Source organism: Stenotrophomonas sp. FW305-C-20-S1 (assembly GCF_058783335.1).
Genome location: NZ_JBYTEK010000001.1, coordinates 354,348 through 369,730 on the forward strand (window position 1 = coordinate 354,348; position 15,383 = coordinate 369,730).

Sequence of the window (15,383 nt, forward strand, 5' to 3'; positions counted from 1 at the left end):
GGGAGCGCTGGGCACAACCAGGGATCACTTGAATGATGTACGCCAAGCAAGGCCGTACCGTTCCTCTGTGCGTGGCCGCAGCCATCATGGTCTTCGGTGTCACCGGCTGCACGTTGAAGAATCCGGCAATGTTGGGGAGCGCGCGGCTTCCGGCCGAACAACAGGTGGTCATCTCTGGGCAGGGAATCTACCCCGAACGCGAGTTGGCGCTGAATGTCTTCACCATCGATGGTACGTCGGTGAATGGACTGCGCACGCCCAGCTACCACCTGCCGCCGGGGCAGCATACCTTTAGCGTGCAGGCGACCTCCGAACTGCGCGCGGGTTCGGAGATGGGAATGCTGACATCCAGCATGAAGGTCGCCAGGTTGGAGGTCACGATAGACACCGTGGCTGGCCACACCTATGTGCCCAATGCACGCACGCGCGACGGCCGCATTGCGATCTGGTTCGATGACATGGGACCGGCCTACCCACAGGAATGCCTGCCGTTCTATCGCATCGCTGCGATACGGCCGATCCTGGCGATGTATCGGCACAAGAAGACCTGCAACCTGACCCAACCCGCCGTGCCACCTGCATCGAAGCCGCCTGCGCCGAAGGACATTTCGCCATCGCCGTCGCTGATGCACTATATGAAATGGTAGTCAGCCATCACCGGTACCCAAGCGTGCAGAACTGCAACGGACGCGCGTTGCTGTGCCACGAAACATCCACCAAGCAGGTTCATTCAAGCAGCTGTTGAGCAACGACCGTGTCAGCGCATCCCCGGACCGCTGCTCACACGTATCGCGGCCGAATCGTCGCGCAACCCAGGCGCGGGTGGATTCTGGCGGGCACAACGCCGATGCCGCGCCGGCATCGTGAGCGGCTGGCCTGTGAAACCAGCCGCTCCCGCACTGCCATCGATGTTGCGGCCCTGGGCTTACTTCGGCATCAGCACCGAATCGACCACATGCACCACGCCGTTGGACTGCCTCACGTCGGCGGTGGTTACTGCAGACTTGCCGCCTTTGGCGTCGACCACCCAGACCTTGCCATCCTGCAGCTTCACCGTCAGCGCTTCACCCTGCACCGTTTTCAGCGTGCTGCTGCCACCGTGGCTGCGCGCTGCTGCGGTCAGCTGGGTGGAGGTGTAGGTGCCCGGTACCACGTGATAGGTCAGGACCTGGGTCAGCTTGGCCTTGTTTTCCGGCTTCAGCAGCGTTTCCACGGTGCCTGCGGGCAGCTTGGCGAACGCCTGGTTGTCGGGAGCAAATACGGTGAACGGACCCTTGCCGCTGAGCGTGTCAACGAGCCCGGCCGCCTTCACCGCAGTCACCAGGGTGCTCAGGTTCTGGGCGGTGGAGGCGTTTTCGACAATGGTCTTGTTCGCGTACATCGGCACGCCACCCACCATCGGGTTGTCGGCGGCGAAGGCGGCCGGGGCAGTTGCGCAGGCAACCGCGACGGTGGCGGCAAGGGTCAGGCGCTGGATCTGGGTACGCATGTTCGTGTCCTCGTTGATCGCCCTACCGGGCTGGGAAATGCGCAGCATTCGCTGCCGTCACTGCACCACCTTGCAGCCATGCGGGAATGCAGGGCATCCGTAGCAGCAGGGAAGAAGCGTTGCGTGCATGAGGGCATACGCCGCAAGCCGATGACCGGATGCATCGCCTGGCGCTGGGGCAGTGAACGGTTCAACAACGTGCACAGCGCGTCGCGAGCGCCATTTCCCGGCCGCAGGCTACCAGTCACCGGCTGCGGGCGTGTGTTGATGGTCCGCATTCAACCCTGGCGAACAGGAACATGGCCGCCCGCACACTTGCATCGGGCGTGCAGCGCGGCGACGATGCGGTTCGGTTTAGGGGAACCCTGCATGGAATTGCTGACACTCGATCATTTCGCCCGCCACGTTGATCAGACCTTCTCGGCAGTCATCAACGACGGCGAGATTCCATTCGTGCTTGTGGAGGCACGGGCGCTGAATCCATCGCAGCTGCCGCCAGGTCCGGCGCGGGCGCCGTTTTCGCTGCTGTTCCGCAACAGCTCGGCCTTCCTGTTTCCGCAGCAGATCTATCTGATGCGCCATGCCGACATCGGTGAAGTGGGGATTTTCCTGGTGCCGGTAGCGCGTGAGCAGGCCGGATTCCTGTATCAGGCGATCTTCAACTGAGAATGTGAGCCCGCGGCCAGGCTTGCGGCGGCGTGTCGCCGGCTCAGCCCGGTGCCCAACGCAGCAGCAGATGCGAGCCCTGGTCGTGGATTACGGTAAAGCCTGCGCGCCGGTACAGGCGCTGCGCAGCAATGTTGTCGGCCTGCACATGCAGGGTCATGCCGCAGCCCAGCGCGGCGGCCTCGCCTTGGCTGTGGCTGATCAGCGCCGCAGCCAGGCCTCGTCCGCGCTCACCGGGAAACAGGCAGACATCGACAATCAGGTGATCTGATGTTCCGCGCTGCAGGTAATAGCGGCCAACCGGCACACCGCCACGCTCTATGGCAAGAAAATCCGAATCGCCGTAGTGCGCCTGGTAGTGCTGGTGCTGCAGTGAGAACTGGCTGTCGAGAAACGCGCGCTTGGCCGCCTGGGGCCAGGGCACCGGAGCCAGTTCCTCGGCGCGGGTGCTGGCGTAGAGTTCGCGCAGCCACGGCACGTCATCATCGTGCAGCGGGCGCAGGGCATACCCGCGCTCGCACAGCCACGCGGGGGTACGCAGGCGGTCGTCGCGGCCCGCCGGAAATGAAGTGAGCTGCGACGACGCCTGCATGTCTTCAGCTGAAGCTGGGAAACACACCCTGCAACGCAATGCAGAAATTCGTCGCGAGGTAGGGCTGGCGGTTCTCGTGGGGCTGGCCGCCACCGGACGGACCGATCATGTTGGGACTGAACTGTGCGTTGGCGGTGGCGTTTGGCACGAACGGCGCCCCTGAGGTCGGCAGTCCCAGGTAGTTGCCCGCTACCGGGGTGCTGGTGCGCTTGGACTGGTCGGGCTGGTTGTAGATCGTCAGGGAGTGGCTGTGCGTCGGCATTTCCGTCTGGGTCAACGCCACCGAATTGCTGCCATAGGTTTCACCGATTCTGCGCGGGGACAACCCCGCACCCTGGCCCTGTTCGGTGGCCACGCGGTTGACGAAGTTGGGCAGCTGGAACGTCGTTTGTCCGTCGCCACCGTACTGGGTGCCCAGCAGCGAAAACAGGGCCGTGTTCTGCCGGATGGCCAAGGTGGCGCCGTTGCAACTGGCCCAGCCATAGGGCGCGAAGTTGAAGCCGAACAACTGGATTTCGCCGATGAAAGGTTCGGTCATGGTCGTATCCTGGAATCGAGTATGCGCAGGTGGCCGCTCAGCCTTGCGAAGGGAAGACGCCAGCCCAGGCGATGCAGAACTGCACCGTGAGCGTGGGCATCTCGTTGTCGTGCGGCTGGTTGCCACCCATGCTGACAACTGCGTTGGCGGCCAGGGTCGCGCCGTTGGCGCCAGTGATGTCGGTGACGTACATGGTCTCGCCTGACAACGCTGCCGGCACTACGGTAGCGCCAACCGCACCGGTGGTTGCCAGGACGGTGCTGGCCATCAGCGAGGGGGTATGTTGCGGCAACTGCGTCTGCAGCAGGGTGACGCTTTCGCTGCCGGACATCTGCCCCATCACGTAGGAACTCAATCCCGTTCCACGGCCTTGGTGGATCGGCACGCGGCCGCGCAGGTCAGGCACACCGAAGGTGCTGGCGCCGTCACCGCCATAGGTGGTGCCGATCACAGCGTACAGCACCTGGTACTCGGCAATCGATTGAAGCGAACCGTCGCATGCGAACCAGCCGTTGGGCACGCGCGAAAAGCCGAACATGCGGATTTCTCCGACGTAAGGGGTGCTCATGGGGAACTCCTGTAATGGGCGTCGGAAGAATCAGTTGCGCGACGGGAAAATGCCGTTCAACGCGATCACGAAATTGATCACGGTGTAGGGCTGCAGGTTCGGATGCGACTGGCTGCCGCCGCCCGGCCCCACGCCCTGCAGCGGAACCAGGGTGCCGTTGGCCGGTCCGAAGATGGCGCTGCCGCTGGTGCCGTACAGGCCCCCGGTAGGGTTGCGGGCCGTACCTGCAGTGGTGGTTCCGTTGACCACCGGAATGTGGGCCGGAACCTGAGTGGCCAGCAGGGTAACGTTCTCCACACCGCCCACTTCGCCCTGGCTGTAAGGCGCAGGATTCCAGTTGCCATCCACCGAATTGCCGGCGCCCACCGGGGTACGCGATTGCAGGTTGGGCAAGGCGAACGTGGTTCTGCCGTCACCGCCGTAAATGGTTCCCAGCAGAGAAAACAGCGCCTGGTTCTGCGCGATGGAAAGCAGCTGTCCGTTGCAAAGGGCGAATCCCCTGGGCGCGAACGCGAACCCCGTGAGCATTATCTGCCCGAGGAAGACTTCGGTCATACCTTTTCCCCCGAAAGGTTGGTGGCACGGACGTCATGTCCGCTGCCGGCGCTACTCTCGCTCACACTCCGCACGCCGTACAAGCGAAATTTTTGTGCGAATGCAACATTAATCCTTCATGAATATATAGGTACTTCCTTTTATACCCTGAATCCTGCTTGAATAATCGCCAGCAGTTCGCAAGGGGTGCGGTACCGGGTCCAGCTCGGTGTCCGCGGACAGGGGTAAGGTCTCGCCGTTTTGGCTCGATGTCCTTGGGACGATCGAGCCCGCGCGGTGCCAACAGGGGCAGAACATGCATCAGTCATCAGCGCAACGCGTGCAGACGCCGCGTGCGCGTTCACACGTCTTCTTTTCTTCGTTCTGCTCCTGGCTCGCCCTCGTGCTGTTGTGCGCAGGCAGCCTGTGGCCGCAGCTGGCAACGGCAGCACCATCGACCTTCTGCCCGACGCTGAGCATGTCGGTCGCCAACAGTGGCTCGCAGACCATCAACATCAACGGTTGCCACGGCGGCTTCGGCATCTCTGCGGGCACCGCGGCGACCCCGCACGGCAGCCGCACCGTCGGCGTGCAGTCGGGTGCCAACCTGCCGCTGACGTACACCCACAACGGCGACAGCGCGACCAGCGATACCTTCGTCATCCAGGACGACTCGAACGGTGACATCACCGTCACCGTCACCATCGCTCCGGCATCAGCCATCACCCTCGCCGCCTCGCCTGCGGTCAACCTGACGGTTGGCGTGCCTTTCAGCACCAGCCTCAGTGCCAGCGGCGGCACCGGACCGTACACCTACAGCCTGGACACCGGTTCCATTCCGCCGGGCCTGAGCCTGAGCGGAAACACCATCAGCGGTACACCCACCCAGCGCGGCGCCTACGCCTTCACCATCCGCGCCACCGACAGCACCTCGGCCAGCGGCGTGCGCTCCTTCAGCGGTTCAGCAGCCAACCCGACCCTTGCCATCGCGCCGTCGTCGCCCTCTGCGGCGCAGGGCCTTGCCTACTCGGTGACCTTCACTGCCAGCGGCGGCGTGCCCGGCTACACGTTCGCGTATGAAAACGGCACGCTGCCGCCTGGCTTGACCCTGAGCGGCGCGACCCTGAGCGGCACGCCCACCACCCAGGGCAGCTACACCTTCGGCATCCGCGTCACCGACAGCAGCAGCGGCACCGGCAGCTACGCCGAGGTCGAGACGGTGACCCTGCAGGTGATTCCGCCGCCGACCATCCTGGTCAACCCGTTCACCGTCCCGGGTGCAACCGTTGGCGCGGGCTACAGCCAGACCCTCAGCGGCAGCGGTGGTACCGCGCCCTACACCTTCGCCATCACCGCAGGCTCGCTGCCCGCCGGGTTGAGCCTCAACACCAGTACTGGCGCACTGGCCGGCACGCCGACCGCAGCCGGCACCTTCAACTTCACCGTGACTGCGACGGACGCCAATACGTTCACCGGTTCACGCGCCTATTCCCTGGTGGTGGCACTGCCGGTGATCGTGATCGCGCCGACGACACTTCCCGACGGCACGGTCGCGGCGGCATACAGCCAGTCTGTCAGTGCCAGCGGCGGCATTGCGCCGTACACCTATGCGATCACGGCAGGCGCGCTGCCCACCGGCCTGACCCTCGGCGGCACCGGCGGCATCACCGGCACACCGACGGCCGGCGGCACCTTCAACTTCACCGTGACCGCCACCAGCAACAGTACTGGCACCGGCGCACCGCACACCGGCTCCCGGGCCTATGCGCTGGTGATCGCTCCGCCGACCATCACTCTGCCGGCAAGCACGCTGGCCAACGGCACCCAGGGTGTGGCCTATAGCGCCATGCTGAATCCGGCAAGCGGCGGCACGGGAGCGTACAGCTATGCAGTGACCGCCGGGGCGCTGCCACCGGGCATCGTGCTGAACGCTTCCTCGGGCGCCCTGTCGGGTACACCTACATCCGCGGGTACTTTCAATTTCGCCGTGACCGCAACCGACAGCAGCACCGGCACCGGGCCCTACAGTTCCGCGCCGCGCGGCTATACGCTGCAGATCATCAACACCCCGCCTGTCGCCAATCCGCTATCGGCGAGCGTGGCCTACAACAGCAGCGCCAATCCGATCACGCTGAACATCTCTGGCGGCGTGCCGTCCTCGGTGGCCGTCGGTACCGCGCCGCTTCATGGCAGTGCGAACGCCAGCGGCACCTCCATTACCTACCAGCCCACCGCGGGTTACGCGGGCCCGGACAGCTTTACCTACACCGCAACAAACACCGCCGGCACCTCGGCGCCCGCAACGGTCAGTGTCACTGTCGGCAACCCGACCATCACCGTGACTGCGGGTGGCCCCATGAGCGCGCAGGTCGGCGCCAACTACAGCCAGACGTTCACCTGGAATGGCGGCACTGCACCCTATAGCGGCTTCACTGTCACCGGCCTGCCAGCAGGCCTCAGCGTTGGTGGCACTACCGCCACCAGCGTGACCGTAAGCGGCACGGTGAGCGCGGCGGGCAGCTTCAGCCTCGTCGCCACTGCCACCGACAGCAGCACCGGCACCGGTCCGTTCACCACCGGCCAGGGCTTCACGCTGACCGTTGGCGCGCCGACCCTGAGCATGACCCCGGCGCCGGGCAACCTGCCGATGAACTACGGCATGGCCACCACCATCAATTTCGCCAGCAGCGGTGGCACCGCGCCATACAGCTACGCACTGGTCTCCGGCTCGTTGCCGGTGGGCGTGAGCTTCAACTCTACCGGTCTGCTCAGCGGTACGCCGACCGTACCGGGCAATTACAACATCTCCGTGCGTACCACCGATTCCAGCACCGGCGCGGGCGCGCCGTTCGCGCTGCAGCAGAACTACACCATCGTCGTTGCCACGCCTGCAATCGCCATCGATCCACCCAGCGTGCCCAACGGCAGCGCAGGCGTGGCCTACAACGCACAGTTGAGCTCCAGCGGCGGCCTTGCGCCGTACAGCTACTCTCTGCTCAGTGGTGCGCTGCCGGTCGGCATGTCCTTCAATTCCGCTGGCGCGCTGACCGGCGTCCCGCGCTCGGATGGCAACTTCAGCATCACGGTGGGCTCCACCGATTCCAACAGCCAGACCGCCAACCGCGCGTACACCTTCACTATCGCCCCGGCAACCGTAGTGATCGCACCGGCCACCCTGCCCGGCGGCGCGGTCGGCACGGCCTATTCGCAGAACCTGAGCAGCAGCGGCGGCATCGCCCCGTACACCTATGCGATCGACTCCGGCGCCCTGCCCCCCGGCATTGCCTTCAGTTCGGCAGGCGTGTTCAGTGGTACGCCGACCACGGCCGGCAGCTATGCCGCAGTGGTGCGCTCCACCGACGACGCCGGCTACACCAGCATCCAGAGCTACACCCTCGTCATTGCCAACGCGGTGCCGGTGACGGTGGACGACAGCGCCACCACGCCGTCGCAGCAACCGGTGACGATTCCGGTGACGGCCAACGACGGCGGTGTGATCACCTCGATCGCCGTGGCCAGCGCGCCGGCACATGGCTCCGCCACAGTGAACGGCGTGACCGTTGTCTACACGCCGACGGGCACCTACTTCGGCGCCGACAGCTTCACTTACACCGCGACCGGTCCGGGCGGCACCTCGGCCCCGGCCACGGTGTCGATCACCGTCAATGCGTTGCCCGTCCCTGCCGGACAGCCGCGCGCGGCCATCCCTGCCGTGGCCGGCCAACCGCTGACCATCGACACCACGGTCGGTGCCACCGGCGGTCCGTTCACCGGTGTGACCCTGGTGACGCAGCCGGCCACCGGCACCACGACCGTGACCGGTACCACCATCACTTACACCCCGCTGGCCACCGCATCGGGCACGGCAAGCATCGTCTACACCCTGAACAATGCCTACGGTGCTTCGGCTCCGATCACCGCCACGATCACCATCAACCAGGTGCCGGTGGCGATCTCGCGCCGGGTCAGTGCAAATGCGGGTGTTGCGGCGGTGGTCGAGCTGACGACGGATGCAACGGGCGGCCCGTTCACTGCAGCCACCCTGGTGTCGCTGTCGCCGTCCACTGCCGGCACTGCCACCATCGCACCGTCCGGCAGTGGTGCCAGCGCGGGCTATCGCCTCACGTTCACCCCGGCGGCCACCTTCGCCGGTACCGCCACGGCCACCTTCACCCTGAGCAACACGTTCGCGACCTCGGTGCCGGCGATGATCGACTTTGATGTGATCGGCCGACCGGACCCGACCCTGGACGCGGAGGTGATGGGCCTGCTGGGCGCGCAGACCGCCTCCACCCGGCGCTTCGCCACCGCGCAGATCGGCAATTTCCAGCGCCGCATGGAAGGCCTGCATGGTGCCGGCAGAGGCACACGCTTCGAGAATGGCCTGAGCTTCGGCGTCGACCGCGATCGTCGCTGCCAGGATGAGGTACGACGCATGCCCGGTGGCGATTGCCGCCAGGTGACCGCGCTGGACGAATCTGTTCTGAGGGACGACGTTGCTGTCGCGCCCGCCGCTGGGGATCGCGGCACACGTAGGGGTGATGGCGATAACGGTGCCCTGACCCTGTGGACCGGCGGCTCGATCAACAGCGGTGATCGCGATGGTCGCTCAGGCAGCGCGGGCTTCGACTTCCAGACCAGCGGCATCAGCGCCGGTGCCGATACCCGGGTGAACCAGGCATTCGCCTTCGGCGGTGGTATCGGCTACGGCCGCGACACGACCGACGTCGGTCACAACGACACCCGCAGCCACGGCGAAAGCTACACCCTGGCCGCGTACGGCAGCTACCACCCGGGGCAGTACTTCTTCGTTGATGGCCTGCTGGGTTACCAGTTGCTGTCATTCGACTCACGTCGCTACGTGACCGCCAATGGCGCGATGGTGCAAGGCGACCGCGATGGCAAGCAGTGGTTCGCCTCGCTGTCGGTCGGCGGCGACTACCAGCGCGACCGCTTGTCGGTGAGTCCGTATGCGCGGCTGGACCTGGCCCGTGCAACATTGAACGGCTATACCGAACGCGGCGACGCGATCCACGCCCTGCGCTACGAGGACCAGGATGTGGACACCACCACCGCCAGCCTGGGCGTGCACATGGACTATCGCTACCCGGTCCGCTTCGGCACGCTCTCGCCACGGCTGCGGCTCGAATACCAGCACGATTTCCAGGACGCCAGCCCGGTGACGATGGGTTACGCCGATCTGCCGGGCGGCCCGTTCTACCGCAGCGAAATCGATGGACTCAAGCGCAACCGGTTCGTTTTCGGTCTGGGGGCGGTGCTGCAGACTGAACGCGACCTCAGCCTGCGGATCGAGTACCGCGGCCTGTTCGGCAGCAGCGAAGACACCGACCATGGTCTGCAGCTGAACCTGGAAAAGAAGTACTGATGGCGTGGGGGGCGGCGACGCGCCCCACCCTCCCGGCAGCGCCAGGCCTGCACGTCGCAGATACGGGCAATGGCCTGCAGCAGGTTGCCCATTGGTGCATCCTTGCAGCATGCAGCCCAAACCCGAAACCATCGCACGCGTCAAGGAAGTCATCGACGCATGGAGCAACCCCGCCGAGGTCACCGCCTTCGCGCTGAAGCGACGAGGATTTGGCGATTCGAACGGAGGCTTCGGCGTCGTGTATCCCCATAGCCTGGACGAGTACCAGCGTGAGGTGGAAGGGATGTTCATCCCCGACGGTCACGTCGAGCTCTACGGCTTCTGGGGACCGGCGCACGGCGGGTACGAGTTTCCAGTAGCCGAGAAACTGTACCTCGCCATTCTTGCCGATTACCTGCAGTCGCTTGGACGGGTCGACGAAGCCGACAGCCTGCGCCTGCAGGCCGAAGGCATCGGCTGATCCTGCAGCCGTTGGAAGTCGCCGGGCATGGGCCCGGCGCTACGACGCAGCCATCAATTGGCCAGAGCGAAATCCAACCCCGCGCACACCGCCGCCACCTGGGCGTCGTTGCATTCCTGCGGGTTGGTGCGCGGGCTGTCCGGGTACACCTCGGTGGTGGTGGCATACAGCGCATCGGTGAAGCCGGCACATGCACCAATGGAACGCGACTCGCCCCACACCACGCCCAGCGACTGCAGCGGCATGCCCACCAGATTGCCTTCGGCGTCGGCCGGGGCAATGTGGGTGATCGGAGCCACGGCGGCGATCAGCGCCTTCTGGAATTCGTGCTGCGGGTCTTCGCTGTTGCCGATCACATAGAAGCCATCGGGAATGGTGTCGCGCTCGAACGGCTTGCCGTCGCGGGCGCAGCGGGCCGGGTCGAACTCGTGCAGATCGCTGTCGGTGGTCTCGTGCAGGTCCAGATGCACCCGGATGTTGGCCTTGCGTTCGGCCACCCAGCGCATCAACGAGGCGGCTTCTTCGATCAGGCCGCCGTCACGGAAGCTGCGGTTGGGATCGATGGCATTGGGATTCCAGCGCTGGATGCGCTCATAGCCCCACGGGCTCACGCACGGGGCCACGATCAGGTTGAAGCGGCCCAGGTATCGCTCGGCGTGCTGCTCCAGGAACTGCAGGGCGCCATGCACGCCGCTGGTTTCGTAGCCATGCACGCCGCCGGTGACCAGCGCGGTCGGCAGGGCCGGGTTCCAGTCGTGGTTCACCACCGCAAACAGCGGGTAGTGGTCCGGGGCGTAGTCCAACTGGCCGTACTGCACCACGTCGAAGCGCTCGTCCAGCCGTTCCAGCGCGGTCACCACGTCTTCGTGGTAGCTGCGCTGCCGCTGCTGGCGGGCCCGCCACTGCGCGCGTTCGGCGTCGCCCCAGGGCTGTCCGGGGGTGCCGATCGGGTAGAACTGCGCAACGGTCATCTCAAGCTCCAGAAGTCGGGGTGCGGTGGTACAGCCGACCATTTTAAGCCTTGTGGCCCGATCGGTGCTGCCCCTCGCCCCCGCCTTCATACGGCCGGCCTCATCTGGTTGTAAAATCAACGGTTTTTGGCCCCCACCCCCTTGATGGCGAACGCAGCGCAGCCGGTCGTGGATGGACCGGACTTCCTCCGTCTGCTCGCCCGTCTCAGCGACGGCGCGATGCCGGCCTCCAGTCCCGCCCTGACCGATCGCCTCGGCCAGTGGGTGGACTGGAGCCGTGCCGTGGCCCTTGCCGGGGCGCTGGATGGCCGCCTGGCTGAACCGGCCGAGGCCGCCGAAGCGCTGGATGACCTGCTGGCCGATTGCGCCCAGGCCGAAGCGAGCCTGTTGGCCTCGCTGAGCGAGGATGCCGAGGCCGAGCGCCTGCTGGACCTGGCCGAGGCCGCCGCCGCGCCGAACTTCGCTTCGTTGCGGCAGCGCTACCGGGTGCTGCAGCAGGCCATCCAGACCGCTACCGGCCGCCTGCGCGGCCGCCTGCGCGACCAGCTGGTGCAGGCGTCACCGGAGCTGGCGCGGCTGGCCGAGGTCGATGCGGTGATGGAGCAGACCTTGAGCCCGCGCGAGCACAGCCTGCTCGCCACCGCCCCGGCGGTGCTGGGTGCCCGATTCGAACGCGTGCACGGCCAGCCCGGCTGGCGCGCGTCCTTCCGCCACGACATGCGCACGCTGCTGCTCGCCGAGCTGCAACTGCGCTTCCACCCGATCCAGGGGCTGCTTGCCGCCCTGCGCTCACACTGACCGGAACACCATGTCCAGAACTGTTTTCCACGTCCTTGTCTTCCTTGCTGGCCTGCTGGCCGTGTGCTGGATCGGCGTCGGCTATGTCTCGGTGCACCCGCTGGGTGCAGCCGTGGCAGCGATCATCGCAGCCTGCTACATCGCCGGTGGCGTGGAGCTGTACCGCTACCGGCAGGCCAGCAAGGGCCTGCGCGCCGCACTGGCTGACCTTTCGCTGGCCAAGGAAAGCCTGGCACCGTGGCTGGAGCGTGTGCCGCTGGGCCTGCGCAATGCCGTGCGCCTGCGCGTGGAAGGCGAACGCACCGCCCTGCCCTCGCCGGTGCTGACGCCCTATCTGGTAGGCCTGCTGGTGCTGCTGGGCATGCTCGGCACGCTGCTGGGCATGATGGACACCCTGCGCGGCACCGGCCTGGCGCTGCAGAGCGCCACCGACATGGCGGCCATCCGCGGCTCGCTGGCCTCGCCGGTGCAGGGGCTGGCGGTGGCCTTCGGCACGTCCATCGCCGGCGTGGCCAGCTCGGCCATGCTGGGCCTGCTGTCGGCACTGCTGCGCCGTGACCGCCTGCAGGTGGTGCAGCAGCTGGACCGCGCCATCGCCACTGACCTGCATCCGTATTCGCAAGCCTGGCAACGTGCCGAGTCGCTGCGCCTGCTGCAGTCGCAGTCTGCGGCGCTGCCTACGCTGATCGATCGCCTCCAGGCGATGACCAGCACCTTCGAACAGCACAGCGCGGCCGCCAATGAGCGCCTGCTGGCCGGTCAGGCCGAGTTCCTGACGCAGAGCCAGGCGTTGCAGGAACGCCTGGCCACCTCGCTGCAGCAGTCGCTGCGCGAGGGGGCCGAAGCCAGTGCTGCGGCCATTGGTGGCGCGCTGCAACCGATGGCCGAAACCACCTTGGCCGGTCTGGCCAGCCACGGCCAGGCGCTGCATTCGCGTGTCGAACAGGCCGTGCAGCAGCAGTTGAATGGTCTGGCCGAGGGCTTCGAGCGCAGCCGCGTGGCGACCGAAGCGAGCTGGGCCAAGGTAGTGGCCGAGCAGACCGGCGCGCAGCAGGCGCTGGTTGCCGAACTGCGCCAGCATCTGCAGTCCTTCAGCGAAGGCCAGAGCACGCAGGGTGAAGCCCTGGTGGCACGCATCGGCGAGCGCCTGCAGGCCGATGCCAGCAGCAACGCCGAGGCCTGGCGCGCTGCTGCCGAACAGCAGCATGCATTGAACAGTGAACTGGTCGAGCGCCAGCAGCAGGCGCTGCAGCATGCCAGCAGCCACCTGGATGACCGTGCGCAGGCGCTGCTGCAGGCACTGGATGAGCGCCACGCCGCCGGCCAGTCGCTGCTGCAGGAACACGAGCAACAGCGCCTGCAGGATTGGCAGGCCGCACAGGCCGCCACCGCCACGGCGCATGCCGAACTGCAGGCGGGCCTGGATGCACGCGAACAGCAGCACCAGCTGCGTTGGGACGCGGTAAGTACCGAGCTGCAGCAGGCGCACGCGGCGTTGCAGGCCCAGCTGCTCGCAGGCGACGAACAGCGCCTGCAGCGCTGGAGCGATGCGTTGCAGAGCGTTTCGGCCGATCTGGCCGAGCGCCTGCAGGCCAATGGCCAGCGCCTTGCCGAACAGCAGCAGCAGGTCTGCGACACGTTGGCACAGACCGCGCAGCAGATCGGCGAGAACGGCCGTGCCCAGGCCAGCGCCACGCTGGCCGAAGTGTCCACCCTGCTGCAGACTGCGGCCGCAGCACCGAAGGCCGCCGCCGAGGTCATCAACGAACTGCGCAGCACCCTGTCCGAAAGCCTGGTGCGCGACAACAAGATGCTGGAAGAACGCGGCCACCTGCTGGCCACCGTGCAGACCCTGCTGGACGCGATCAACCACGCCTCGCACGAGCAGCGCACCGCTGTGGATGCACTGGTCGGAGGCTCGGCCGAACTGCTGGAACGCGTCGGCAACCGTTTCAGCGACCATATCGCGGCCGAGACCGGCAAGCTCGATGGCATCGCCACGTTGCTCAATGGCAGTGCCGGTGAAGTGGGCCAGCTGGCCGGCACCTTCGGCGCTGCCGTCGAGCAGTTCGGCACCGCTTCGGCGGAGCTCACCGGACGCCTGGAGCAGATTGGCGGTGCGCTGGATGCCTCGCTGGCGCGCAGCGATGAGCAGCTGGCGTACTACGTGGCACAGGCGCGCGAGGTGGTCGACCTCAGCCTGCTGTCGCAGAAGCAGGTGATGGAAGAACTGCAGCAGCTGGCCGCGCGCCGCGGCAAGGCCGGCAGCGCATGAGCGACGAGCTGGAGGTCGACGGCGGCTCACACGCCCCGATCTGGGCGGCATTCGGCGATCTGATGTCGGTGCTGCTGGGCGCGTTCGTGCTGATCCTGGTCGGCGTGGTCGCCGTGCAGCTGGAGTTGTCGCAGCGCCTGGACCAGGAGGTAAAGCAGCGCCAGGCCGAAGCCAAGCGCCTGCAGACGCTGGAGCAGGCGCTGGCTGGCCCGCTCGCCGCCGGCCGGGTGACGCTGGTGAATGGCCGCATCGGCATCAGCGGCAGCGTGCTGTTCGCGCTGAACTCCGACCAGCTGCAGCCGGAAGGCCAGGAACTGCTGCGCAGCCTGGCCGCGCCGCTGGCGGCCTATCTCGGCACGCGCGAAGAGATCCTGATGGTCAGCGGTTTCACCGATGACGCACCGGTGCGGGAAGGCAACCGCCGTTTTGCCGACAACTGGGAGCTGTCCGCACAGCGCTCGCTGACGGTGACCCGCACCCTGATCGCCGACGGCGTACCGGCCGATGCGGTGTTCGCCGCGGCGTTCGGCAGCGAGCAGCCGGTCAGCTCCAATGCCAACGAAGATGGCCGCGCGCGCAACCGCCGCGTTGAGATCGCGCCGATTCCCAAGCCCAAGGCTGCTGCGCCGGGCGAGAAGAACGGCAATGGCAGCTGAGTCCTCGCCTTTGGAGGGATTGCGTGCCCTGGTGCGCGACCTCGACAGCGGGTCGCGATCGCTGCTGCACTACCCGCAGGTGCCGATGCTGGACGACGTGCGCCGCGAGTGGTCCGAGCTGCGCAGCGAACTGCAGGTGCGCCGCTCGCTGCGCACCGAAGCCCCGGCGGATGGCGGCCCGCTGAACTCGGCGGTGCTGGTGCAGCGCATGCTGGACATGATGCAGGCGACCAGCCCCGGGTATCTGCGCCACTTCATCGACTATGTCGATACGCTGTCGTGGCTGCAGGCGTTGCAGGATGGTGCCGCCAGCGCTGCAGATGCCGCAAAGCCGAAACGCACGCGCAAGCCGCGCAACGCGGGTTGACGGATAGCGGTAGTGGGGGGGGGGGGGGGGGGGGGGGGGGGGGGGGGGGGGGGGGGGGGGGGGGGGGGGGGGGGGGGGGGGGG

General features: G+C 66.6%; 14 protein-coding genes. 8 read left to right on the top strand and 6 right to left on the bottom strand.

Translation table 11 applies throughout. The features are described 5' to 3' along the window. Nucleotides 1–32 precede the first annotated feature (32 nt). Nucleotides 33–647 (top strand): hypothetical protein, encoded by a 615-nt coding sequence (locus AC3WTC_RS01610; protein WP_492710225.1) that lies wholly within the window; start codon nucleotides 33–35, stop codon nucleotides 645–647. 278 nt (nucleotides 648–925) lie between these two features. On the opposite strand, the gene AC3WTC_RS01615 is transcribed toward AC3WTC_RS01610, so the two are convergent. Next, complete coding sequence (locus AC3WTC_RS01615; protein ID WP_025874323.1) at nucleotides 926–1,489, bottom strand: fasciclin domain-containing protein; 564 nt, start codon at nucleotides 1,487–1,489, stop codon at nucleotides 926–928. 369 nt (nucleotides 1,490–1,858) lie between these two features. Here AC3WTC_RS01615 and AC3WTC_RS01620 point away from each other — a divergent pair, with 369 nt between their 5' ends. Next, nucleotides 1,859–2,155: a DUF6916 family protein gene (locus tag AC3WTC_RS01620; RefSeq protein WP_088100127.1), complete on the top strand. Its 297-nt coding sequence runs from the start codon at nucleotides 1,859–1,861 to the stop codon at nucleotides 2,153–2,155. A 43-nt stretch (nucleotides 2,156–2,198) separates the two neighbouring features. On the opposite strand, the gene AC3WTC_RS01625 is transcribed toward AC3WTC_RS01620, so the two are convergent. Genes AC3WTC_RS01625 through AC3WTC_RS01640 form a run of 4 tightly spaced genes read right to left on the bottom strand, consistent with a single transcriptional unit; the run spans nucleotide 2,199 to nucleotide 4,408 of the window. Next, nucleotides 2,199–2,747 (bottom strand): GNAT family N-acetyltransferase, encoded by a 549-nt coding sequence (locus tag AC3WTC_RS01625; protein WP_481446362.1) that lies wholly within the window; start codon nucleotides 2,745–2,747, stop codon nucleotides 2,199–2,201. A 4-nt stretch (nucleotides 2,748–2,751) separates the two neighbouring features. After that, nucleotides 2,752–3,285, bottom strand: a complete 534-nt coding sequence (locus AC3WTC_RS01630; protein ID WP_059064375.1) for a phage tail protein — start codon at nucleotides 3,283–3,285, stop codon at nucleotides 2,752–2,754. A gap of 37 nt (nucleotides 3,286–3,322) precedes the next feature. Further along, nucleotides 3,323–3,853 (bottom strand): phage tail protein, encoded by a 531-nt coding sequence (locus tag AC3WTC_RS01635; protein ID WP_025874319.1) that lies wholly within the window; start codon nucleotides 3,851–3,853, stop codon nucleotides 3,323–3,325. Nucleotides 3,854–3,883: 30 nt separating this feature from the next. Next, nucleotides 3,884–4,408 (bottom strand): phage tail protein, encoded by a 525-nt coding sequence (locus AC3WTC_RS01640; protein ID WP_492710229.1) that lies wholly within the window; start codon nucleotides 4,406–4,408, stop codon nucleotides 3,884–3,886. A gap of 457 nt (nucleotides 4,409–4,865) precedes the next feature. Here AC3WTC_RS01640 and AC3WTC_RS01645 point away from each other — a divergent pair, with 457 nt between their 5' ends. Together AC3WTC_RS01645 and AC3WTC_RS01650 are read left to right on the top strand one after the other, a co-directional pair. Next, the gene (locus AC3WTC_RS01645; RefSeq protein WP_492710231.1) at nucleotides 4,866–9,773 is read left to right on the top strand and encodes a putative Ig domain-containing protein; all 4,908 of its coding nucleotides are present in this window, start codon (nucleotides 4,866–4,868) and stop codon (nucleotides 9,771–9,773) included. A 109-nt stretch (nucleotides 9,774–9,882) separates the two neighbouring features. Then, nucleotides 9,883–10,233, top strand: a complete 351-nt coding sequence (locus AC3WTC_RS01650; RefSeq protein WP_492710233.1) for a hypothetical protein — start codon at nucleotides 9,883–9,885, stop codon at nucleotides 10,231–10,233. 53 nt (nucleotides 10,234–10,286) lie between these two features. On the opposite strand, the gene AC3WTC_RS01655 is transcribed toward AC3WTC_RS01650, so the two are convergent. Then, a complete protein-coding gene (locus AC3WTC_RS01655; RefSeq protein ID WP_025874316.1) occupies nucleotides 10,287–11,204 on the bottom strand; it encodes a M14 family metallopeptidase in 918 nt (305 codons plus the stop codon). A 144-nt stretch (nucleotides 11,205–11,348) separates the two neighbouring features. On the opposite strand from AC3WTC_RS01655, the gene AC3WTC_RS01660 reads away from it, so the two are divergent. The 4 genes from AC3WTC_RS01660 to AC3WTC_RS01675 are packed head-to-tail and all read left to right on the top strand — an operon-like array spanning nucleotide 11,349 to nucleotide 15,300. Next, entirely contained in the window at nucleotides 11,349–12,002 is a 654-nt protein-coding gene (locus tag AC3WTC_RS01660) for a DUF3348 family protein (RefSeq protein WP_032975341.1), read from the top strand. A gap of 10 nt (nucleotides 12,003–12,012) precedes the next feature. Further along, a complete protein-coding gene (locus tag AC3WTC_RS01665; protein WP_492710236.1) occupies nucleotides 12,013–14,277 on the top strand; it encodes a DUF802 domain-containing protein in 2,265 nt (754 codons plus the stop codon). After that, nucleotides 14,274–14,933 (top strand): OmpA family protein, encoded by a 660-nt coding sequence (locus AC3WTC_RS01670; RefSeq protein WP_025874313.1) that lies wholly within the window; start codon nucleotides 14,274–14,276, stop codon nucleotides 14,931–14,933. Before AC3WTC_RS01665 ends, AC3WTC_RS01670 begins: the two co-directional genes overlap by 4 nt. Continuing rightward, on the top strand, nucleotides 14,842–15,300 hold the full coding sequence (locus tag AC3WTC_RS01675) for a DUF2894 domain-containing protein (RefSeq protein ID WP_492710238.1): 459 nt from the start codon (nucleotides 14,842–14,844) through the stop codon (nucleotides 15,298–15,300). Before AC3WTC_RS01670 ends, AC3WTC_RS01675 begins: the two co-directional genes overlap by 92 nt. Nucleotides 15,301–15,383 lie beyond the last annotated feature (83 nt).